Origin of the sequence: Rhodococcus sp. 05-2254-2 (genome assembly GCF_002259095.1) — a bacterium.
Taxonomy (GTDB): Bacteria; Actinomycetota; Actinomycetes; order Mycobacteriales; family Mycobacteriaceae; genus Rhodococcoides.
In genome coordinates this window covers 70,601-93,093 of sequence record NZ_NOZJ01000006.1, presented here as the reverse complement: position 1 = coordinate 93,093, position 22,493 = coordinate 70,601, and the positions used below count along the sequence as shown (strand labels likewise).

The window sequence follows — 22,493 nt, the reverse complement described above, 5'->3', positions numbered from 1 at the left end:
CAATCAACTATTCCAGGTGTTCGGCACGCGCGCCGAAAGGCACCCCCGACGCGCGCGCCGGATCCGGGCTCAGGACACCATGCGCACGGCGTACGGCGTCATTCCGCTGTATCGCACGTCGGACACCTTGACCACCGAACCCGACTGCGGAGCTTCGAGCATCTTGCCGTCGCCGAGGTAGAGCGCGACGTGTTGGCTGGCGTTGGGTCCGTAGAAGATCATGTCGCCCCGCTTCATCTCCGAGGACGGCACCTGCTTGCCCGCTGTGTACTGGTAACCGGTGTAGTGCGGCAGCGAGATCCCCAGGCCCGCGAAGGCGTAGATCATCAGCCCCGAGCAATCGAAGCCGACCTTGTTGTAGTCGCCGTAGCTGTCCGCTACTCCGCCGTCCCTGATGCCCTTGGTCGGTCCGTTCTCGTCGCCGCCACCCCACGAGTACGGCACGCCGAGTTGACTCATGCCGCGGTCGATCGCCAATTCGACGGCTGCGCTTCCGGTCACCGACGGGGTCGTGGACGTCTTCGGTTTGGCGGGCGTCTTCGGCGTGGTGGGAGTGCTCGGCGTGGTCGGGGTGGTCGCGGTGGAACTGTCCGAGTCGGTCGATGAGCTCGAATCCTCGTCCACGTCCACGTGTGAGCGCTGGCCCTCGGCGATGGCCGCCGCGCGCTGTTGCGCCGCCAGGTTGGCCGATACTCGCGCCGCTGCCTGCACGGCAGCTTCCTTCGCTGCGGCCGTGGCGGCGGCGATGGCCGCGTCCTCGGCCGCCTTCTGCGCCTCCCAGGTGCCGTACGCCGCTCGCTGATCCTGCAGACCGGCGACGTTGCTGCGGGCGGCATCGAGTTCGGCCTGCGCCGAGTCACGCTGCGATTCGATCGTGGCCTTCCGGTCGGCCTCTGCCTGCAGCGCTGCCTGCGCCTCTGCGATGGCCTGCTCGGCCTCGGCCTTCTTGGCCTCGGCCTCCGACGCGGCCGCGTCGGCCTGCTGCTTGGATTCACGGGCCGCCGAATCGCGGTTCGCCTGCTCGGTACGGGCCCGCTGCAACCCGTCGAGTACCGCGTTCTGGCTGTTGGAGAGCACCTTGAGGACCTGGGCCCGGTCCAGCACATCGTCCGGTCCGCTGGATCCGAGGAACGACGCCATCGAGGCAACCCCGGAGCCCTGGGTGTAGCTGGATTTGGCGAACTCGTCGAACTTCTTCTGGGCTGCCTGGATCTGGGTGCCCGCATCGGCGAGAGCCTGCTGCGCGGCACCGACGACGGCCGCAGCGACATCGGCCGCGTCACGCGCATTCTGCAGATCGACAAGGGCCTTGTTGACGCCTTCTCGCTTCGACGCAACCTCGTCGTCGAGTTGGGCGAGTTGCTGGTTGGCCGACGCGATCGCGTCGATCAGCTGGCCCACCTGGCCGAGGCTCGAATCGACGGCGCTGCCTGCGGCGGCGAGGTCGGTGTCCGAGGGGTTGGGCGGTGGCGGAGGTACCGCGGCGGCAACCCCGGGAAGGGTCGCCGTCAACGCGAGAACGAGGCCTGCGCCCACCAGCACGAATCGGGTACGGACGAGTGCACGGCGGTGAGTTCCGCGGACTTGACGTCGGCTCACAAATGTCTCCCTCGGGTCCGGCACTCACTCGGGTTCGCGTCGAACCGTCGTGCCGTCGAGGTGCTCTCCGTCCTCCACCCCGATCGCAGGTGACGGTGAGCGTTCTCGCCGGGCAGGAAAGAAACACGCAGCGATACGACAGGTGCGAACCACGTCAGTCACACCCGAAGCAGTGGCCTCCCGAGTTCCCCACGGATGACAACCGCCTTCTGCGACACTCCTTCCCCAGCAGTGCCAATGGCACCGTACGACACTTCGCACCCTAAGGAAACTCCAGTCACAAATGACACATTGGTAATTCCACCAGGCACAACGCCGTGAACTCGGGGTTTACCGGAAACAATTTTTCCGACTTTTTCGGACGACCTCACGGTCACGATCGCGACCGGGTCCGACAGTGCGGGTGTCGGTCACTCGAACGACACGCGCAGGAGAGTGCTCAGTCGCTGACGGGCTCGCTGTGAGCGTGATCCTTCGACTCCGAACGAGAGCGGTATCTGCGGACCTTGACGGCAGCGGTCAGGGTCGCGACCGCGGCGACGACGATGACCAGGCCGCCGGTGAGCAGGCCCCACGGCGTCTGGTCCTCGACGAGGGTGTCGACGAAGTTGTCCGCGGCGACGACGTGGTTGCCGGTATAGGTACGGTCCTGGCCTGCTTCGAGGGTCACCCGACTGATCGAGTCGCTGAACGTGCCCACCTGACCGGGACTGAGCACGAGAACCGTGCCGCCCTCGCGCGCTCCGACAGCGGTCGCGAGGTCTCGAAGTTGCGAGTCGTGGCGAGGTTCGGTCGGCACGATCACGATGCTCAGGTCGATGCCGTGGTCCTCGGCGCGCGCGACGGCCGCAGACAACCCGGCTTCTTCGTCGGCGGGGGCACTGACACCGGACTCGCGGACCGTGGCGACGATGCTGTCGACGTCCAGACCTGCCGGTATGTCGGTGGCAAGTGGGGAAACGGCGTGAATCGGCTCAGGCATCTCTCGTCCAGTCGGTAGGAACCAGTCGGATCGAACCCTACGTCACCGCCGCGCCCGTACCTGGTAGGCCCGCAGGTCCGACGCAACTACTGAGGTCGCCCTTCATTGCGCAGCCGGGAGCACTACGTGAGGATCGTCCTGTGGATCGGTCTCGCGACACCCACCGAGGACCGGACCGCAGGTTTTCACAGGACAAGCGTACTGTTAGACTTCCATCGAGACACCGACTGTGCGTCCGCCTCGAACTCTCGTTACCGAGATTCGAGGCCGAGGCCCGCAGCCGGAGCCTCGCTTCAACCGTCGACACAGCCCCGTCGGCGGTGTGCCTCATAGACGAGTGGAGCTGAAGTGACCGCAAGTAAAGATTCATTCGGTGCAAAGGGCACCCTCGAAGTCGGCGAGAACTCGTACGAGATCTTCCGACTGTCGGCTTTGCCCGGTGCCGAGAAGTTGCCCTACGCACTGAAGGTCCTCGCGGAGAACCTCCTTCGCACCGAGGACGGTGCGAACATCACCGCCGACCACATTCGTTCGATTGCCTCGTGGGATCCGTCCGCAGAGCCGAGCTTCGAAATCCAGTTCACCCCTGCACGCGTCATCATGCAGGACTTCACCGGTGTTCCGTGCATCGTCGACCTCGCCACCATGCGTGAAGCCGTCACCACCCTGGGCGGCGACCCCAACAAGGTCAACCCCCTCTCCCCCGCCGACATGGTCATCGACCACTCGGTCATCCTCGACGTCTTCGGCCGCGCCGACGCCCTCGAGCGCAACGTCGACCTCGAGTACGAGCGCAACGGTGAGCGCTACCAGTTCCTGCGTTGGGGACAGGGCGCATTCGACGACTTCAAGGTCGTCCCCCCGGGCATGGGCATCGTGCACCAGGTCAACATCGAGTACCTCGCACCGACGATCATGACCCGCAAGGGCCAGGCCTACCCCGACACCTGCGTCGGCACCGACTCGCACACCACGATGGTCAACGGCCTCGGTGTGTTGGGCTGGGGCGTCGGCGGCATCGAAGCAGAGGCGGCCATGCTCGGCCAGCCCGTCTCGATGCTCATCCCCCGCGTCGTCGGCTTCAAGCTCTCCGGTGAGATCCAGCCCGGCGTCACCGCGACCGACGTGGTGCTGACCGCAACCGAGATGCTGCGCAAGCACGGCGTCGTCGGCAAGTTCGTGGAGTTCTACGGCGAAGGCGTGGCCGAGGTTCCGCTGGCGAACCGCGCCACCCTGGGAAACATGAGCCCCGAGTTCGGTTCCACCGCAGCGATCTTCCCGATCGACGAGGAAACCATCAACTACCTGCGCCTGACCGGCCGCAGCGACGAGCAGCTCGCTCTCGTCGAGGCGTACGCCAAGGAACAGGGCATGTGGCACGACCCGAAGAACGAGGCCGTGTACTCCGAGTACATCGAACTCGACCTCAACACGGTCGTTCCGTCCATCGCAGGCCCGAAGCGCCCGCAGGACCGAATCCTGTTGTCCGAGTCCAAGGTTGCGTTCCGCAAGGACATCCACAACTACGTCGAGGAGAACCACCCCAAGCACGAGGGTGACAGCAAGCTCGACGAGGCCCTCGACGAATCGTTCCCGGCCAGCGACTCCGCGTCGCTGAGCTTCGCCGAAGAGGATTCCGTCGACGTTCGTTCTGCCGCATACGGTTCCGAGGGTCGTCCGAGCAAGCCGGTTCGCGTCACCACCGACGAGGCAGGCGAATTCGTGCTCGATCACGGTGCCGTCGTGGTCGCGGGCATCACCTCCTGCACCAACACCTCGAACCCGTCGGTCATGCTCGGCGCGGCACTGCTCGCCCGCAACGCCGTCGAGAAGGGCCTGTCCACCAAGCCCTGGGTCAAGACCAACATGGCACCCGGCTCGCAGGTCGTCACCGACTACTACGAGAAGGCCGGCCTCTGGCCGTACCTCGAGAAGCTCGGCTACTACCTCGGCGGTTACGGCTGCACCACGTGCATCGGCAACACCGGTCCCTTGCTCGAGCCGATCTCGAAGGCGATCAACGACAACGACCTCTCGGTCACCGCTGTGCTGTCGGGTAACCGCAACTTCGAGGGCCGCATCTCCCCCGACGTCAAGATGAACTACCTGGCCTCACCGCCGCTGGTCATCGCCTACGGCCTCGCGGGCACGATGGACTTCGACTTCGAGACCGACGCCCTCGGCGAGGATCACGAGGGCAACCCGGTGTTCCTGAAGGACATCTGGCCGTCCACGCAGGAGATCGAAGAGACCATCCAGTCCTCGATCAGCCGGGACATGTTCACCAAGTCCTACGACACCATCTTCGCCGGCGACAGCCGCTGGCAGAACCTCTCCACCCCCGAGGGCGATACGTTCGAGTGGGATCCCAACTCCACGTACGTGCGCAAGCCTCCGTACTTCGACGGCATGACGATGGATCCGGCTCCGGTCGAGGACATCAAGGGTGCACGCGTGCTGGCCCTGCTCGGCGATTCGGTCACCACCGACCACATCAGCCCGGCAGGCCCCATCAAGGCAGGCACGCCTGCCGCGCAGTACCTCGATTCGCACGGTGTCGAGCGCAAGGACTACAACTCGCTCGGTTCGCGTCGTGGAAACCACGAGGTCATGATTCGCGGAACGTTCGCGAACATTCGCCTGAAGAACCAGCTCCTCGACGATGTCTCGGGCGGCTACACCCGTGACTTCACGCAGGACGGTGGACCGCAGTCCTTCATCTACGACGCGTCGCAGAACTACCAGAAGGCCGGCATCCCGCTGGTCGTGCTGGGCGGCAAGGAGTACGGCAGCGGCTCCTCGCGCGACTGGGCGGCCAAGGGCACCTCGCTCCTCGGAGTCAAGGCCGTCATCACCGAATCGTTCGAGCGCATCCACCGCTCCAACCTCATCGGCATGGGCGTCGTTCCCCTGCAGTTCCCGGCCGGTGAGAGCGCAGCGTCGCTCAAGCTGGACGGCACCGAGACGTTCGACATCGTCGGCGTCGCGAAGCTGAACGAAGGCACCACCCCGAAGACGATGACCGTCATCGCCACCAAGGAAGACGGCTCCAAGGTCGAATTCGAGGCCGTGGTTCGCATCGACACCCCGGGTGAAGCGGACTACTACCGCAACGGCGGCATCCTGCAGTACGTGCTGCGCAACATGATCAGAGGCTGAGTGCGCGTCGTCTGACGTATGCCTCGAACGGCGATGGGCCCGGAACCGACAACGTGTTTCCGGGCCCATCGCCGTATCGGTCGAGGCCCTCATCGAAAGTAGGAAACCCACACGTGCCCAAGGTCAGCGAAGACCACCTGGCCGCCCGTCGAAGTGAAATCCTCGACGGCGCGCGCAAGTGCTTCGGCGAGTTCGGTTACGAGGGCGCGACGGTACGGCGCCTGGAAGAGGCCACCGGCCTGTCGCGCGGAGCCATCTTCCATCACTTCAAGGACAAGGACGGTCTCTTCCTCGCGCTGGCGCAGGAAGATGCCCGACGCATGGCAGAGGTCGCGTCCACCCAGGGTCTGGTGCAGGTCATGCGAGACATGTTGGCGCAACCCGAACAATTCGAGTGGCTCGGAACGCGGCTCGAGATCACCCGACGACTACGCACGGACGCGGACTTCCGGAGCAGCTGGGCCGAACGGTCTGCAGAGCTGACCGACGCGACGCTGGGGCGACTCGAGCGTCAGAAGACCGCAGGAAGACTGCGCGACGACATTCCCAACGACGTCCTCGCCGACTACCTGGATCTCGTGCTGGACGGCCTGGTGGCGCGCATCGCGTCGGGCCACGGTAGGTCCAACCTCTCGGCGATCCTGGACCTGGTCGAGGAGTCGGTTCGCAGGCAAGACCGATCGGAATGACTCTGGCGAGCGGGTCAGGCCAGCTGGATCAGTTCCAGGTACTCCTGCGACCAGTGGTCTTCGGTACCGTCGGGAAGCAGAATCACCCGCTCGGGTGAGAGCGCTTCGGCGGCACCGGGATCGTGCGTGACCAGCACGACGGCACCCTTGTAGCTGCGGAGTGCATCGAGGACCTGCTCGCGTGAGATCGGGTCGAGGTTGTTGGTCGGTTCGTCGAGCAGCAGCACGTTCGCCGCCGAAGAGACCAGGCCCGCAAGTGCCAGGCGGGTCTTCTCACCTCCCGACAGTGTCCCTGCAGGCTGGTCGAGCTGGGGGCCGGTGAACATGAAGGCTCCCAGGAGCGACCGCAGTTCCTGCTCGCCGGTGTCCGGAGCCGCGTGCCGGATGTTCTCCCAGACCGACGCGTGGTCGTCGAGGGTGTCGTGTTCCTGTGCGAAGTATCCGACGCGCATGCCGTGGCCGGGTTCGATCTCGCCGGTGTCGGCCTTCTCGGTTCCGGCGAGGATTCGCAGCAGCGTCGTCTTGCCTGCACCGTTGAGCCCGAGCACCACTACACGGCTGCCTCGGTCGATGGCCAGGTCGACGCCCGCGAAGATTTCCAGCGATCCGTACATCTTGGTGAGGTTCTTCGCCATCAGCGGCGTCTTGCCGCACGGTGCGGGCTCGGGGAAACGGATGTGCGCCACCTTGTCGGACACCCGCTCGGCGTCGAGGTTGGCGAGCAGCTTGTCCGCGCGCTTTGCCATGTTCTGTGCCGCAACGGCTTTCGTTGCCTTGGCCCCCATCTTGGCGGCCTGCACCCGTAGTGCGCCGGCCTTCTTCTCCGCGTTGGCGCGCTCACGGCGACGACGCTGCTCGTCCGTGGCGCGGGCGTCGAGGTACTTCTTCCAATTCATGTTGTAGATGTCGGCTTCGCCGCGCACTGCGTCGAGGAACCACACCCGGTTCACCACGTCTCCGAGCAGTTCGACATCGTGACTGATCACGATGAGTCCGCCCTCGTGGCTCTGCAGGAATCCGCGCAACCAGGTGATGGAATCGGCGTCGAGGTGGTTGGTGGGCTCGTCGAGCAGCAATGTGGTGTTCGAGCGTCCGCCACTGCCGTCGGACGCGGCGAACAGAATTCGAGCCAGTTCGACGCGTCGGCGCTGACCACCGGAGAGGGTCCGCAGCGGTTGACCGAGGATGCGGTCGGCCAGACCGAGGCTGTTGCAGATTCGGGCCGCCTCGCTCTCGGCCTCGTAGCCGCCGAGGGATGCGAACCGCTCTTCCAGTTCGCCGTACTTGCGCACGGCCTTGTCGAGCAGCGCCTCGTCTGCGACCTCGGCCATCAGTGCCTGCTGCTTCTCCATGCTGTGCAGGAGGGTGTCCAGGCCCCGGGCCGAGAGCACTCGATCCTTGGCCAGCACGTCGAGGTCGCCCTCTTTGGGATCCTGCGGAAGGTAGCCGAGCTCTCCGGTACGCACGACCTCGCCCGCGTACGGCTCACCCTCACCTGCCAGGATGCGCAGCGTGGTGGTCTTGCCTGCACCGTTGCGGCCCACCAACCCGATGCGGTCGCCTGCCTGTACGCGGAGCGCGGGCCCCTCGGTGGACAGAAGGGTCCGCACACCGGCACGAACTTCCAGGTCGGTGGCGGTGATCACGCGTGCGCTCCTAGCGATTGCCGAACAAGACCGTTGCCCGTCGACCGACGGGCGAACTCAGGTGTGCCGTCGAACGGCACAGCAAACCCCCATTTTAGCTCAGCATTCACGTGCCCTCACCCAGGAACGACGGTGACACCGGTAACGTCTGATCGATGACCGACGCCCCCGAAACCGTCAGCCCGTCCAGCGCGCCGATCCCCGACCTGGCCGGGCGCACCGCACTCGTCACCGGCGGCAGCCGAGGCATCGGCAAGGCCATCGCCGCGGAACTGCTCGCTCGCGGCGCGAACGTCGCCATCACCGCCCGCAAGCGCGAACCACTCGTTGCGGCGGCAGCAGAGCTCGGCGATTCCGTGCTCGCGATCGACGGCAACGCAGGCGACCCGGAGCACCGACGCACCGCGGTGGCGAGCACGGTGGAGACCTTCGGTTCGCTGGACATCCTGGTCAACAACACCGGTATCAATCCCGTCTACGGTTCGCTGATGGATGCCGACCTGGCGGGCGTGAGCAAGATCTTCGACACGAACGTGGTGGGGACTCTCGGCTTCGTCCAGCAGGCCTTCCATGCCTGGATGGGCGAGCACGGCGGCGCGGTCGTCAACATCGCGAGCGTGGCCGGCATCCGCTCGACCGGGGTGATCGCCGCGTACGGCGCATCCAAGGCCGCTCTGATCCGCCTCACCGAGGAGCTCGCCTGGCAGCTCGGTCCGAAAATTCGCGTCAATGCCGTGGCACCGGGCGTGGTGAAGACCAAATTCGCCGAGGCCCTCGTCGCCAACGGAGAAGACGCGGCGGCGGCCGGCTACCCGATGAAGCGTCTGGGAAACCCGGAGGACGTGGCTGCGTTGGTGGCCTTCCTGGTCTCGGACGCCTCCTCCTGGATCACCGGCGAGACCGTGCGCGTGGACGGTGGTTTGCTCGCCACCGGCGGAATGTGAACGATTTCTCGGCCGACGTCGCGGTCGTCGGACTCGGTCCAGCCGGACGGGCGGTCGCCCATCGATGTGCCGAAGCCGGACTCGATGTGATCGCAGTCGATCCACACCCGTCGCGCACGTGGACACCGACGTACTCCGCCTGGGCCGACGAGTTGCCGTCGTGGTTGCCCGAGACCGCGGTCGCCTCGACTGCACGCAAACCCGCGGTGTGGACCGATCACCAGCGGATCATCGACAGGACGTACTGCGTGCTGGACACTCCTGCACTGCAAGCGGCCTTGTCTGTCGACCTGGTGCGGGTGTTGGCCGCGACGGCTGTCGACGTCACCGGTTCGCGGGTGACGACCGCCGACGGCTCGATCGTCGATGCCCGTCACGTCGTCGACGCCCGTGGCACACTCGATTCGCGCGACCTCGCCCAGCAGACCGCCTACGGGATCGTCGTCGAACGCGACCGCGCCGAACCGATCCTCGAAGGGGCCGACGCGTGGTTCATGGACTGGCGCACCGACAACGGGGCTCGGCACGGTGAAGCCCCGAGTTTTCTGTACGCCGTGGCACTCGACGACGATCGAATCCTGCTCGAAGAGACCTGCTTGGTGGGCCGACCCCCGCTGGAACTCGCAGTTCTTCGGTCGCGGCTGCACCACCGTCTGACCCATCGCAACCTGGAACCGACCGGCAAGGAGGATGTCGAACGAGTCCGCTTCTCGGTCGAACCGCCGCCTCGGTCCCGACTGCACACCGGGCGAGGCGGTCCGGTGCTGTTCGGGTCTCGCTCGAATCTGATGCATCCCGCCACTGGGTACAGCGTCGCGGCGTCGCTGGCGTCGGCGGATCACCTCGTCGAGCGTTTCCGAGGTGGCGGTCGGTCGCGCGCGAACCGCCCGGTGCACGTCTGGACGGTCCAGAAACTTCGTAACCTCGGACTGCGCACGGCACTGGCTCTCGAACCCGAGATGGTCCCCCAGTTCTTCACCAGCTTCTTCTCGCTCCCGGTCGAACTGCAGCGCTCCTACCTATCGGGCCACGACGACGCCTTCGGGACGATGACCGCGATGCTGAAGATGTTTCCGACGCTTCCGGCGTCGGCCAGGCTCGCGATCGCGCGCACGATCGCGCGCTCGCCGGGCCGTGGCTGAGTTTCTCGCCAACGGTCGACACACGGGCGCCCGGTCGGCGATCATGGACAGATGCGCAGCATTTGGAAGGGCTCGATCGCTTTCGGACTGGTCAATGTTCCGGTGAAGGTCTACTCGGCCACCGAGCAGCACGACATTCGGTTCCATCAGGTGCATGCGAAGGACGGCGGTCGCATCAAGTACGACCGGATCTGTCAGGAATGCGGCAAGTCGGTGCAGTTCGCCGATATAGACAAGGCCTACGACTCGCCCGACGGTGAACGCGTCATTCTCACGGACGACGACTTCGACAAGCTGCCTGCGGCGGAGAAACACGAGATTCCGGTTCTCGAATTCGTGCCGACCGAGCAGATCGATCCGATCCTGTACGACAAGAGCTACTTCCTCGAGCCGGACTCTGCCTCACCGAAGGCCTATGTGCTGCTGCGCGAGACTCTCGAAGAAACAGAGCGCACCGCGTTGGTGCATTTCACTCTGCGACAGAAGACCCGCCTGGCCGCACTGCGTGTGCGCGACGACGTCCTGGTGATCCAGACACTGCTGTGGCCGGACGAAGTCAGGGCGGCTGAATTTCCTTCGCTCGAGGACGCGCCGTCCGCGCGCCCGCAGGAAGTGAAGATGGCGACGTCCCTCGTGGAAAGCATGTCCTCGGAATTTGATCCGACCGAGTACACGGACGACTATCAGACCGAACTGCGCAAGCTGATCGACGAGACGCTCGCCAACGGCGGTGAGAAGGTCATCCACACCGAAACGGAAAAAGACGACGACGGCGAGGACGCCGAGGTCGTCGATCTCGTGGCGGCCTTGCAGCGGAGCGTCGAGGCGGCAGGCAAGAACGCGAAGTCCGGGTCGGCCACATCGGCTCCGGCAAAGAAGGCACCCGCCAAGAAGGCAGCTGCGAAGAAGGCTCCGGCCAAGAAGGCGGCTGCGAAGAAAGCCTCGGCCAAGTCCGCCGACTCGAAAGCCGACGAAGCGAAGGGTGCGTAGGGGGCCGACTCGGGCCGTGCGTCAGACGGTGAAGCCGAGGGCCCTGAGCTGCTCGCGACCGTCGTCGGTGATCTTGTCCGGGCCCCATGGCGGCATCCAGACCCAGTTGATCTTGAGATCGGCAGCCAGTCCGCTGCGCACGAGCGCGCCGCGCGCCTGATCCTCGATGACGTCCGTCAACGGGCATGCCGCCGAGGTGAGCGTCATGTCGACGGTGACGATGTCGTCGGCGTCGATCTTGATGTCGTACACCAGTCCCAGATCGACGACATTGATTCCCAGCTCCGGATCGACGACATCGCGCATCGCTTCTTCGAGGTCCTCGAGCACCTTGATCTCGTCGGCGGTCAGTTCCACCGGCGTGGTCTCGGCTGTCACTGCCTGCGTCGTCTCTGTTGCTTCGGTCATGATTGCTGTCCTCCGGAAAGTGCCGACCGGGCGGTCTCGCCCGTCGTGGCTGTCGAATCTGCGTCCACTACTTGAACAACCGCGTCCTTGAAAGCCATCCATCCCAGCAGAGCGCATTTCACGCGAGCCGGGTATTTGGCCACACCGGCGAACGCAATGCCATCGCCGATGACGTCCTCGTCACCCTCGACGGTACCTCTGCTGCCGACCATGTCGCTGAACGCGTCGACCGTCTTCAGCGCGTCGGCCACGCTCAGGCCGACGACCTGATCGGTGAGAACGGACGTCGCTGCCTGACTGATCGAGCAACCCTGGCCGTCGTACGAGACGTCTGCAACGGCGCCATCCTCGATCTGAACACGCAGGGTGACCTCGTCGCCGCAGGTGGGGTTGACGTGATGTACCTCCGCGCCGAAGGGCTCACGCAGTCCACGGCCGTGCGGGTGCTTGTAGTGATCGAGGATCACTTCCTGATACATCTGTTCCATCCGCATCTAGAGCTGCCCTCCCCCGCCGTGGTCGTCGGAGCGAGCGGTTCCGAAGAACGTTTGCGCGCGGCGAATCGCCTGTGCGAGAACCTGCACTTCCTCGACCGTGTTGTACAGCGCGAACGAGGCGCGCGCTGTAGCAGCCACACCGAACCGTCGGTGCAGCGGCCACGCGCAGTGATGCCCGACGCGAATGGCGACGCCCTCGTCGTCCAGGATCTGTCCGAGGTCGTGGGCGTGAATGCCGTCGACCACGAACGACACTGCCGAACCGCGGTCGACGTTCTCGGTCGGGCCGATCACGCGAACACCGTCGATTTTGACGAACTCGGCGAGAGTTGCTGCGACCAAGGCCTTTTCGTGCGCGGCGATGACATCGATGCCGATGTTCTCCAGGTACCGCACAGCGGCACCGAGTCCGACGACCTGCGAGGTCATGGGAACCCCGGCCTCGAATCGTTGCGGAGGCGCGGCGTACGTCGTCTTCTCCATGGTGACGGTCTCGATCATCGAACCGCCGGTGATGAACGCAGGCATCGCCGCGAGGAGCGCCGCCTTGCCGTAGAGCACGCCCACTCCCGAGGGACCGAGCATCTTGTGACCCGAGAACGCGGCGTAGTCGACATCGAGCGCGTGAAAATCGACCTTCATGTGTGGCACCGACTGGCATGCGTCGAGAACGACGAGCGCACCGACCGCCCTGGCCCGACGCACCAACTCCTCGACCGGGGCCACCGCGCCGGTCACGTTGGATTGATGCGTGAAGGCGAGAACCTTGACGGCGGAAGACAATTCGAGCGAGTCGAGATCGATGCGTCCGTCGTCGGTCACGCCGTACCAGCGCAGCGTTGCACCGGTTCGAGCAGCAAGCTCTTGCCACGGAACGAGATTGGCGTGGTGCTCGAGTTCGGTGACGACGATCTCGTCGCCGGGACCGAGGTGACGATCGAATCGTTGATCGGCAAGCACGTACGTCACGAGGTTGAGCGACTCGGTCGCGTTCTTGGTGAACACGATCTCGTCGACATCCGCCCCGACGAACGACGCGATGGCCGCGCGCGCACCCTCGTAGGCGTCGGTGGCCTCTTCGGCCAACTGATGCGCCCCGCGATGCACAGCGGCGTTGCACGTGGTCAGGAACTCACGCTCGGCGTCGAGTACCTGCACGGGCCGCTGCGAAGTGGCACCGGAATCGAGGTACACCAACGGCTTCCCGTCGCGGACGGTGCGCGAGAGGATGGGGAAATCGCGACGAACCGTGGCGACATCGAACGATGTCGCCACCGCCGCAGCTGCGGGTGCAGCCATACTCATGCTCCGGTGGTCGCGGCCTGCGCGTAACCGGCGTATCCATTGGCTTCGAGCTCGTCGGCCAGCTCTGCACCGCCGGACTTCACGATTTCGCCGTTGACGAAGACGTGGACGAAGTCGGGTTTGATGTAGCGCAGGATGCGGGTGTAGTGCGTGATCAGCAGCACTCCGCCGTCTTCACGCTCCTTGTACTTGTTGACGCCCTCGGACACCACGCGCAGAGCATCGACGTCGAGGCCGGAGTCGGTCTCGTCGAGGATGGCGATCTTCGGCTTGAGCAGTCCCAGCTGGAGAATCTCGTGACGCTTCTTCTCGCCGCCGGAGAAGCCCTCGTTGACGTTGCGCTCGAGGAAGTTGGCCTCGATCTCCAATTCGCTCATGGCGGTCTTGGCTTCCTTGACCCAGTGCCGAAGCTTGGGGGCCTCACCGCGCACGGCGGTGGCGGCGGTACGCAGGAAGTTCGACATCGAGACGCCGGGCACCTCCACCGGGTACTGCATCGCCAGGAACAGGCCGGCACGGGCGCGCTCGTCGACACTCATCTCGAGCACGTCTTCACCGTCGAGGGTGATGGTGCCGGAGGTCACCGTGTACTTGGGGTGGCCCGCGATGGCGTAGGACAGCGTGGACTTGCCGGAACCGTTGGGCCCCATGATCGCGTGCGTCTCACCGGACTTCACGGTGAGGTCGACACCCTTGAGGATGTTGATGGGCTCCGCGGTCGAGTCGGAGTTGGCGACGCTGACGTGCAGATCGCGGATTTCGAGTGTGGACATCACAGTTCCTTTGTGCAGTCGAGAAAGGTTCGGGTGAGACCTACGCGCCGGCGACGGCGAGTTCGGTCTCGATGGCGGCGTCGAGACGCTCGCGTACGGCGGGGACCGGAATCTTGTCGATGATCTCGTGGAAGAAGCCCCGGACGACGAGTCGACGAGCAACCTCCTCCGAGATGCCACGAGCGCGCAGGTAGAACAGCTGCTCGTCGTCGAACCGGCCGGTGGCGCTGGCGTGGCCTGCTCCGACGATCTCCCCGGTCTCGATCTCGAGGTTCGGCACCGAGTCGGCGCGAGCGCCGTCGGTCAGGACCAGGTTCCGGTTGAGCTCGTAGGTCTCGGTGCCCTCGGCCTCGGCTCGGATCAGAACATCTCCGATCCACACGGTGTGCGCGTCGACGGTTCCGGGTCCGGTTTCGCCCTGCAGCGCGCCCTTGTACATCACATTGGACTTGCAGTGCGGTGCCGAGTGGTCGACGAGCAGTCGCTGCTCGAGGTGCTGGCCTGCGTCGGCGAAATACACACCGAGCATGTTCGCGTCGCCGCCGGGTGCGCTGTAGCGCACGGTCGGGCTGATGCGCACCAGGTCGCCGCCGAGACTGACGTTGTAGTGCCGCAGCACGGCGTCGCGTCCGAGCATCGCGTGGTGTGCTGCGACGTGCACGGCGTCGGACTGCCAGTCCTGGATCAGTACGACGTGCAACTGCGAGCTGTCGCCGAGAACGAACTCGACGTTCTCGGCGTACGTTCCGCTACCTCGCTGGTCGATCACGACGGTGGCGCGAGCGAACGTGCCGAGCCTGATCTGCACGTGGCCGTAGGCGACGTGGTCGACACCGGGACCGTCGACGGTGATCTCGATCGGATCGGCCACCTCGACCTCGTTCGGCACGGAGACGATCGTGGCCTCGGTGAACGCGGAGAAAGCCTGCGCAGCAATACGATCGGCCGGGACCCCGGCCTTGCCCAGTCGCTCGTCGTCGCGGCCGACGGTCTCCACGACCACCGACTCCGGGGCGCCGACGGTGACCCGAGCGGCCCCGTCGGCGACAGCGGAACCGTCGTGCAAGCCGCGCAGCCGACGCAGCGGCGTGAAACGCCACAGCTCGTCACGGCCGGACGGGATCTCGAACGCATTCACGTCGTAGGACGTGAACTGAGCGCCCTTGTTCTCGACGAGCTTCGACTTGTCTTCCTTGGCCGACTCTGGATTCTCGGATGCCACAGCACCCATGACTCCGGTGAGGGGGTTGTTCACTTATCCGACCGACCCTTCCATCTGCAGCTCGATGAGCCGGTTGAGCTCGAGCGCGTATTCCATCGGCAGTTCGCGAGCGATCGGCTCGACGAAGCCGCGCACGACCATCGCCATGGCCTCGTCCTCGGTCATGCCGCGGCTCATCAGGTAGAACAACTGATCGTCGCTGACCTTCGAGACGGTGGCCTCGTGGCCCATCGACACGTCGTCCTCGCGGATGTCGACGTACGGGTACGTGTCGGAACGACTGATCGTGTCGACGAGCAACGCGTCGCACTTGACCGTCGAGCGCGAGCCGTGTGCACCCTTGTTGATCTGGATCAGACCGCGGTACGACGTCCGGCCACCGCCGCGAGCGACGGACTTGCTGACGATGTTCGAGGACGTGTGCGGTGCCAGGTGCAGCATTTTCGAGCCGGTGTCCTGGTGCTGGTCCGGGCCTGCGAACGCGACCGAGAGAACCTCACCCTTGGCGTACTCACCGGTCATCCAGACGGCCGGGTACTTCATGGTGACCTTGGAGCCGATGTTGCCGTCGACCCACTCCATGGTTGCGCCCGCCTCGGCCTTGGCACGCTTGGTGACGAGGTTGTAGACGTTGTTCGACCAGTTCTGGATGGTCGTGTAGCGGCACCGACCACCCTTCTTGACGATGATCTCGACCACGGCGGAGTGCAGCGAATCCGACTTGTAGATCGGTGCGGTGCAGCCCTCGACGTAGTGCACGTAGGCACCCTCGTCGACGATGATCAGCGTGCGCTCGAACTGACCCATGTTCTCGGTGTTGATCCGGAAGTAGGCCTGCAGCGGGATGTCCACGTGGACGCCCGGCGGGATGTAGATGAAGGATCCACCGGACCACACCGCGGTGTTGAGTGCGGAGAACTTGTTGTCGCCTGCGGGGATGACGGTGCCGAAGTACTCCCGGAACAGCTCCGGCTGCTCCTTCAGGGCGGTGTCGGTGTCGAGGAACAACACTCCCTGGGCCTCGAGATCCTCACGGATCGAGTGGTAGACCACCTCGGACTCGTACTGGGCAGCGACACCGGAGACGAGGCGCTGCTTCTCCGCCTCGGGGATGCCGAGCTTGTCGTACGTGTTCTTGATGTCTTCCGGCAGGTCTTCCCACGTGGCAGCCTGCTTCTCGCTGGACCGCACGAAGTACTTGATGTTGTCGAAGTCGATGCCGTCGAGGTTGGAACCCCAGTTCGGCATCGGCTTGCGCTCGAACGTCTTGAGCGCTTTCAGGCGCGCCTCGAGCATCCACTCGGGCTCGCTCTTCTTCTGCGAGATGTCGCGAACGACGGCCTCGGAAAGACCGCGCTTGGCGCTCTCACCGGCTACGTCCGAGTCGGCCCAGCCGTATCCGTAGGTGCCGAGCGAGGCGATGGTCTCGTCCTGGGTCAGCGGCGCGGTGGGTGTCACCTGGTCTGGTGTGACGGTCATGCGGGCTCCTTCCGGAGGCGTGGGCGTTCTCCGACACGGGGCTGCGCGTCGGGAGTCTTCTTGTCGGAACTATCGGTGTTCGAATACCGCGTCGGTGACAGCGGTACGTGCGTCGTGCATGCGCAATTGCCGTTGGCGATGGTCGCCAAACGCTGCACGTGCGTGCCGAGGATCTCGGCAAACGCGATCTGCTCGGCCTCGCACAGCTCCGGAAACTCGGAGGCGACGTGCGACACCGGGCAGTGGTGCTGGCAGATCTGCACACCGTTGCCCACCTGACGGGTGGTGGCAGAAAAGCCCGCCGCGCTGAACGCGTCGGCGATTCGGTCGGCAGCGTCCTCCACGGCATGCGCATCGGAACCCGTGGCCGGCTCCACGTCGGCCACGATGGTGTTGACGCGTTGCCGCGCGAATGTCTCGATGGCCGCATCCCCGCCGATCTTGCGTAACTGCCGCATGGCGGCACCGGCAAGATCGTCGTAGGTGTGGCCGAGACGGTTGCGTCCGGCTGCAGTGAGCTGGAAGTGCTTCGCCGGTCGGCCGCGGCCCCGTTGCCGCGCACCTGCGGGGGTGGTGATGCGGGCCTCGCCCGCGTCGATGAGTGCGTCCAGGTGACGTCGGACACCCGCCGCGCTCAACCCCAGTCGAGTGCCGATGTCCGAGGCGGTGATGGGGCCTTCCTCGAGCAGCAGCGTGACCACAGCGCTCCGCGTCTGCCCCTCGGGCGCCGACGTGGGTCGCACCGACGAAACGCCTGCGCCGGAGGCCGACGACTCGACACTTCCCGGACGCACGAGCGAGCTCTCGGTTGTTTTCACAACACCAGTGTGACGGAATTGCTGTACTCGGTCCAGCAAGGGTGCCCTATGCGGGCGGCTCACCCAGCGCGGCGGCCGATGCGCATGTCGTCGGGTGGAGCACGGTGCAGGTGGTGAGCGAGTGCCCCGCTACGCTCCCACTGTGCCATCGACCGACAGTGAGCCCAGTTTCGAGAGCTCACCTTCTGCGGGCGGTCCCGGGTCTCCCCCGGTGTCCGGCACATCGAAGTCCACGCCGACTGCATTCGTCCACAGGTTCGTCGTGGCCCCGGCACGTCGAGTCATCGGCCTCGAGCCCACGCCTCCGGGCGGGGTGGTCGCCACCCTGCACGGAGACGAGCAGGAGGCACCGGGGCTGAATCCGGCGGAGACGAACCAGCTCAGGAACATCCGCCGTTTCGGTGCCGCGGGCGCACTGCTGATGGCGATCGGAGCACTCGGCGCAGGCGCGCAGCCGGTGCTGCAGAACCCGATCGCAGGCGTCCGACTTCTGAGCCTGCCGTCCCGGATGGCGACCACCGCACTGACCGTCACGATGACCGGAACCGTCATCGTGGTGCTCGCGTGGTTGCTGCTGGGAAGATTCGCGTTGGGACGCTTGCGATCGGGAGCGACCCCGCGGCGACTCACCCGCTCCCAGATGGACCGCACGTTGCTGCTGTGGATCCTGCCGTTGTGCGTGGCACCGCCGATGTTCTCGCGCGACGTCTACTCGTACCTGGCTCAGAGCGAGATCACCGCACGCGGACTCGACCCGTACGAGGTCGGTCCGGTCGATGCACTCGGGGCCGACAACGTACTGACCCGAACGGTTCCCAACATCTGGCGGGAGACCCCGGCACCCTACGGCCCACTGTTCCTGTGGATGGGGCGTGGCATCACGTACCTGACCGGCGAGAACATCGTCGCCGGCATCTTTCTGCATCGTCTGCTCGCACTGGCGGGCGTGGCGTTGATCGTCTGGTCGCTGCCCCGCCTCGCCCGACGCTGCGGGGTTGCGTCGGTGACGGCACTGTGGCTCGGTGCCGCGAACCCGTTGCTGCTGTTCCACCTGGTCGCCGGTATCCACAACGAGGCCCTGATGATCGGGCTCATGCTGGCCGGTACCGAACTGGCGCTTCGCGCGATCGAGCGCTCGGGTCCCCTCCGCAGCACCGATATTGCATTCCTCGTCGGCGGAGCAGGCCTGATCGCGCTGTCGTCTGCGATCAAGATTCCCTCGCTCATCGCACTCGGTTTCGTGGGGATGGCCCTGTCGAGGCGGTGGGGCGGGACCCTCAGATCCGTGGTGTACGCGGCAATCCTGCTCGGCTCGATCGCCGTCGCGGTCCAAGTCGCGGTGAGCCTGGGCAGTGGGCTCGGCTTCGGCTGGATCAACACTCTGGGGACCGCCGGCGTGGTGCGCAGCTGGATGTCGATTCCCACGATTCTCGGGCTGGGCACCGGATTCGTCGGTGTACTCCTCGGCCTCGGCGACCACACCACCGCCGTGTTGGGTCTCACTCGCCCGATCGCTGCCGTCGTCGCGGGAATCATCGTGGTCCGCATGCTGATCGCCGTTCTGCGCGGCCGGCTACATCCGGTCGGCGCACTCGGCGTCGCGCTCGGTGCCGTCGTCCTGTTGTTCCCCGTGGTCCAACCCTGGTACCTGCTGTGGGCGGTGATTCCGCTGGCGGCATGGGCCACCACTTCCTCGTTCCGGCGTCCGGCCATCGCCTTCTCGTCGTTGGTGAGTGTGATCCTGATGCCGAACGGCAGTGAGTACCAGCCGTTCCAGATCGTGCAGGCCGCAGTCATGACCATCCTGACGATCGCAGTGCTCTACCTGTTCACGCGAAACCGGATGCCGTGGCCCACCCGCACCGGACCACCGGCACGCGACCGCAGCGCAGACGAATACGCTGAGTCCTCGTGATCTCCGGGACGTCCGACGCGACGCAACCTGTCGTACAGCTGACCGACGTACGCAAGTCGTACGACGGTGTCAGTGCCGTCGACGGACTGAGCCTGAACATCGGCCCCGGCGAGGTTCTCGCACTGCTGGGCCCCAACGGTGCCGGAAAGACCACCACCGTCGAGATGTGCGAAGGATTCGTCGTCCCCGACGGCGGCTCGGTCCGAGTCCTCGGACTCGACCCCGTCGCGCAGTCGGCACAGCTGCGGCCACGCATCGGCGTCATGCTCCAGGGCGGAGGTGCATACCCTGGTTCCAAAGCCGGCGAGATGCTCCAACTCGTCGCCTCGTACTCCGCCGACCCCCTCGATCCGGCATGGCTGCTCGACTGCCTCGGCCTCACCTCGGCCGTCCGCACCCCGTACCGGCGGCTCTCCGGTGGGCAACAGCAGCGGCTCGCCCTGGCGTGCGCCATCGTCGGACGGCCCGAACTGGTGTTCCTGGACGAACCGACCGCCGGGCTCGACGCCCAGGCCCGGCTGCTCGTGTGGGAGCTGATCGACGCCCTGCGCCGCGACGGAGTCGGCGTTCTGCTCACGACACATCTGATGGACGAGGCCGAGCAGCTCGCAGACCGGCTGACGATCATCGACAACGGCCGCGTCGTCGCCTCGGGCACCCCCTCGGAGCTGACCAAGCAGGGTGCCGAGGGCCAGCTACGCTTCACCGCACCCCCTGGGCTCGAACTCTCCATGCTCGACGCGGCTCTTCCCCCGGGGTACGTACCGTCCGAACCGACGCCCGGTTCCTATGTGGTCGCCGGTGTGATCGAGCCGCAGATCCTGGTGATCGTCACGTCCTGGTGTGCACAGCAGGACGTGTTGGCGACCGAACTGCAGGTCGACCAGCGCCGCCTCGAGGACGTGTTCCTCGAACTGACCGGCAGAGAATTGAGGAAGTGACCGTGCGCAGAGAAGCCCGGCTCGCCGACAACCGATTCGAGACAGGTCTGTTCGCGCCTCGCCCGCAGCCCGCGTCGGCTGCACGTATGTTGCTCGCGCAGACCCGCCTCGAGCTGAAGTTGTTGCTGCGCAACGGTGAACAGTTGCTGCTGACGATGTTCATCCCGATCACGTTGCTGATCGGATTGACCCTGCTGCCCTTCGGCGAGCTCGGCGTCGACCGAGTTGCCCGAGTGGTCCCGGCCGTGATGATGGTTGCCATCATGTCGACGGCGTTCACCGGTCAGGCGATCGCCGTCGGCTTCGATCGCCGCTACGGCGCTCTCAAGCGGCTCGGGGCGACACCACTTCCGCGGTGGGGCATCATCGGCGGCAAATCCGCCGCCGTGGTGATCGTGGTGATCCTGCAGTCGATTCTGCTCGGCTCGATCGGCGTCGCTCTCGGATGGCGCCCGAGCGCGACGGGGCTGTTGCTCGGTGCCGTCATCATCGCTCTGGGAACCGTCACCTTCGCGTCCATGGGGTTGCTGCTGGGCGGCACCCTGCGCGCCGAGATCGTGCTGGCGCTGGCGAACATCGCCTGGTTCGTGATGCTGGGCGTCGGAAGCGCTGTGTTCGTCGACGACCAGATCCCCCAGGGACTGCAGAACGTGGCACGCATCGTTCCGTCCGGCGCACTGGGTGAGGCACTGAGCAGGGGTGTGGCGTCGTCGTTCGACGTGTTCGGTGTGGTCGTACTGCTGGTGTGGGCTGCGGTGTGCAGCACGCTCGCCGTCCGCACGTTCAAGTTCACCTGAGTCACGCTCGCTACCCAACGACGCTGTGTAGTTGATCGGCGTTTACCATCGTGGAGTGCCTTACCTCCCACGGAAGCTCTATGGCGTATTCCTGCGCGTCGTCGATCTCCTGCCACTGCCGTCGCTTCGCGTACAGCGAATTCTGGCTTTCATCGCGATCCTGACGCAGGGCGGCATCGCCGTCACCGGTGCAGTCGTTCGCGTCACCGGATCCGGTCTCGGTTGCCCCACCTGGCCGCAGTGCTTCCCCGGGAGCTTCACCCCCGTCGGAGTGTCCGAGGTGCCGATTCTGCATCAGGCCGTGGAGTTCGGTAACCGCCTGCTCACGTTCGTGGTCGTGCTCGCTGCTGCCGCTGTCGTCATCGCCGTCACCAGGGCGCGGCGTCGTCGCGGAGTGCTGTTCTTCGCGTGGCTGATGCCGCTCGGTACCGTCGTGCAGGCCGTGATCGGTGGATTCACCGTGCTGACCGGACTGCTGTGGTGGACCGTCGCCGTTCACCTCGTCGTCTCGATGGCGATGGTCTGGCTGGCCACGCTGCTGTACGCCAAGGTGGGCGAGAGCGATGCGGCATCGGAGTCGACGCCGACGGTGCCCGGTGCTCTGCGAGCGCTGACGGGACTGTCCGGGATCGCTCTGGCGGGTGTGCTGATCGCGGGCACCATGGTGACCGGAGCTGGTCCGCACGCAGGTGACAAGAGCATCGAGGAACCGGTACCGCGCCTCGGTATCGAGATCGTGACGCTGGTGCACGCGCACTCGCAGTTCCTGGTCGGCTACCTGGCGCTGCTCGTCGGACTGGCCTTCGCCCTGTATGCCGTTCGCGCACCCAAGACTGTCACGTTTCGACTCAATGTCCTGATCGTTCTGGTGTTGGCACAGTCTCTGATCGGATTGGTCCAGTACTTCACCGGGGTTCCAGCCGTACTCGTCGCCTTCCATGTGGCCGGTGCGGGCGCGTGTACCGCCGCCACCGCTGCCGTCTGGGCGGCCTGCCGAACTCGCGGCCCGGCCGCGACCGACAAGATCGAGACCGCCGAGGACGTCGCAGTTCACTCGTGACGATCGATCGATCTTCGAACAGGGTGGAGGGGCAGCCGACCTCCCCCTCAGATGGCCGACTGCCCCTCCACTGACTTCGACGCACCGGGTGCCCAGATGGTTCCCGCTGAATCGAACAAGTTTTGCG

The 22,493-nt window shown here is 65.6% G+C and carries 19 protein-coding genes; 9 read left to right on the top strand and 10 right to left on the bottom strand.

Annotated features, from left to right (window positions below; all coding sequences use genetic code 11):
* Nucleotides 1–69: 69 nt before the first annotated feature.
* Both CH283_RS08250 and CH283_RS08245 read right to left on the bottom strand, forming a co-directional pair.
* A complete protein-coding gene (locus CH283_RS08250) occupies nucleotides 70–1,599 on the bottom strand; it encodes an NlpC/P60 family protein (RefSeq protein WP_094641855.1) in 1,530 nt (509 codons plus the stop codon).
* A 439-nt stretch (nucleotides 1,600–2,038) separates the two neighbouring features.
* Entirely contained in the window at nucleotides 2,039–2,581 is a 543-nt protein-coding gene (locus tag CH283_RS08245) for an Rv1476 family membrane protein (protein ID WP_068050500.1), read from the bottom strand.
* Between the two features lie 348 nt (nucleotides 2,582–2,929).
* On the opposite strand from CH283_RS08245, the gene CH283_RS08240 reads away from it, so the two are divergent.
* Nucleotides 2,930–5,740 (top strand): aconitate hydratase, encoded by a 2,811-nt coding sequence (locus CH283_RS08240; RefSeq protein ID WP_068050501.1) that lies wholly within the window; start codon nucleotides 2,930–2,932, stop codon nucleotides 5,738–5,740.
* A 113-nt stretch (nucleotides 5,741–5,853) separates the two neighbouring features.
* Entirely contained in the window at nucleotides 5,854–6,429 is a 576-nt protein-coding gene (locus CH283_RS08235) for a TetR/AcrR family transcriptional regulator (RefSeq protein WP_068282405.1), read from the top strand.
* 14 nt (nucleotides 6,430–6,443) lie between these two features.
* Here CH283_RS08235 and CH283_RS08230 read toward each other — a convergent pair whose 3' ends face one another.
* Complete coding sequence (locus CH283_RS08230; protein WP_068050503.1) at nucleotides 6,444–8,075, bottom strand: ABC-F family ATP-binding cassette domain-containing protein; 1,632 nt, start codon at nucleotides 8,073–8,075, stop codon at nucleotides 6,444–6,446.
* 155 nt (nucleotides 8,076–8,230) lie between these two features.
* Here CH283_RS08230 and CH283_RS08225 point away from each other — a divergent pair, with 155 nt between their 5' ends.
* From CH283_RS08225 to ku, 3 genes are read left to right on the top strand one after another with little or no spacing between them, the layout of a single operon-like run.
* Complete coding sequence (locus CH283_RS08225; protein ID WP_068050504.1) at nucleotides 8,231–9,019, top strand: SDR family oxidoreductase; 789 nt, start codon at nucleotides 8,231–8,233, stop codon at nucleotides 9,017–9,019.
* Nucleotides 9,016–10,161, top strand: coding sequence for a lycopene cyclase family protein (locus CH283_RS08220; protein WP_094641857.1), 1,146 nt, complete (start codon nucleotides 9,016–9,018; stop codon nucleotides 10,159–10,161). The genes CH283_RS08225 and CH283_RS08220 overlap by 4 nt, the downstream gene beginning before the upstream one ends.
* 51 nt (nucleotides 10,162–10,212) lie before the next feature.
* Entirely contained in the window at nucleotides 10,213–11,151 is a 939-nt protein-coding gene (gene ku, locus CH283_RS08215; protein ID WP_068050506.1) for a non-homologous end joining protein Ku, read from the top strand.
* Nucleotides 11,152–11,172: 21 nt separating this feature from the next.
* On the opposite strand, the gene CH283_RS08210 is transcribed toward ku, so the two are convergent.
* Genes CH283_RS08210 through CH283_RS08180 form a run of 7 tightly spaced genes read right to left on the bottom strand, consistent with a single transcriptional unit; the run spans nucleotide 11,173 to nucleotide 17,578 of the window.
* Nucleotides 11,173–11,559: a metal-sulfur cluster assembly factor gene (locus CH283_RS08210; RefSeq protein ID WP_068050507.1), complete on the bottom strand. Its 387-nt coding sequence runs from the start codon at nucleotides 11,557–11,559 to the stop codon at nucleotides 11,173–11,175.
* Nucleotides 11,556–12,053: a Fe-S cluster assembly sulfur transfer protein SufU gene (gene sufU / locus CH283_RS08205; RefSeq protein ID WP_094641859.1), complete on the bottom strand. Its 498-nt coding sequence runs from the start codon at nucleotides 12,051–12,053 to the stop codon at nucleotides 11,556–11,558. Before sufU ends, CH283_RS08210 begins: the two co-directional genes overlap by 4 nt.
* Nucleotides 12,054–13,355 (bottom strand): cysteine desulfurase, encoded by a 1,302-nt coding sequence (locus tag CH283_RS08200; protein ID WP_094641861.1) that lies wholly within the window; start codon nucleotides 13,353–13,355, stop codon nucleotides 12,054–12,056. It lies immediately after the preceding gene.
* A gap of 2 nt (nucleotides 13,356–13,357) precedes the next feature.
* The gene (sufC, locus tag CH283_RS08195; protein WP_094641863.1) at nucleotides 13,358–14,134 is read right to left on the bottom strand and encodes a Fe-S cluster assembly ATPase SufC; all 777 of its coding nucleotides are present in this window, start codon (nucleotides 14,132–14,134) and stop codon (nucleotides 13,358–13,360) included.
* Nucleotides 14,135–14,174: 40 nt separating this feature from the next.
* The gene (sufD, locus tag CH283_RS08190; protein ID WP_094642369.1) at nucleotides 14,175–15,365 is read right to left on the bottom strand and encodes a Fe-S cluster assembly protein SufD; all 1,191 of its coding nucleotides are present in this window, start codon (nucleotides 15,363–15,365) and stop codon (nucleotides 14,175–14,177) included.
* Between the two features lie 24 nt (nucleotides 15,366–15,389).
* Entirely contained in the window at nucleotides 15,390–16,835 is a 1,446-nt protein-coding gene (gene sufB, locus CH283_RS08185) for a Fe-S cluster assembly protein SufB (RefSeq protein ID WP_032377835.1), read from the bottom strand.
* Nucleotides 16,832–17,578 carry a helix-turn-helix transcriptional regulator gene (locus CH283_RS08180; RefSeq protein WP_373557665.1) on the bottom strand — a complete coding sequence of 249 codons (747 nt, stop codon included), beginning with the start codon at nucleotides 17,576–17,578 and terminating at the stop codon, nucleotides 16,832–16,834. Before CH283_RS08180 ends, sufB begins: the two co-directional genes overlap by 4 nt.
* Nucleotides 17,579–17,864: 286 nt before the next feature.
* Here CH283_RS08180 and mptB point away from each other — a divergent pair, with 286 nt between their 5' ends.
* Genes mptB through CH283_RS08160 form a run of 4 tightly spaced genes read left to right on the top strand, consistent with a single transcriptional unit; the run spans nucleotide 17,865 to nucleotide 22,366 of the window.
* Nucleotides 17,865–19,568, top strand: coding sequence for a polyprenol phosphomannose-dependent alpha 1,6 mannosyltransferase MptB (mptB, locus tag CH283_RS08175; protein ID WP_373454845.1), 1,704 nt, complete (start codon nucleotides 17,865–17,867; stop codon nucleotides 19,566–19,568).
* Entirely contained in the window at nucleotides 19,565–20,509 is a 945-nt protein-coding gene (locus CH283_RS08170; RefSeq protein WP_176460513.1) for an ABC transporter ATP-binding protein, read from the top strand. The genes mptB and CH283_RS08170 overlap by 4 nt, the downstream gene beginning before the upstream one ends.
* Nucleotides 20,510–20,511: 2 nt before the next feature.
* Nucleotides 20,512–21,306, top strand: a complete 795-nt coding sequence (locus tag CH283_RS08165; protein WP_373557666.1) for an ABC transporter permease — start codon at nucleotides 20,512–20,514, stop codon at nucleotides 21,304–21,306.
* Between the two features lie 55 nt (nucleotides 21,307–21,361).
* Nucleotides 21,362–22,366 carry a COX15/CtaA family protein gene (locus CH283_RS08160; protein WP_094641867.1) on the top strand — a complete coding sequence of 335 codons (1,005 nt, stop codon included), beginning with the start codon at nucleotides 21,362–21,364 and terminating at the stop codon, nucleotides 22,364–22,366.
* The last annotated feature ends 127 nt before the right edge of the window (nucleotides 22,367–22,493 follow it).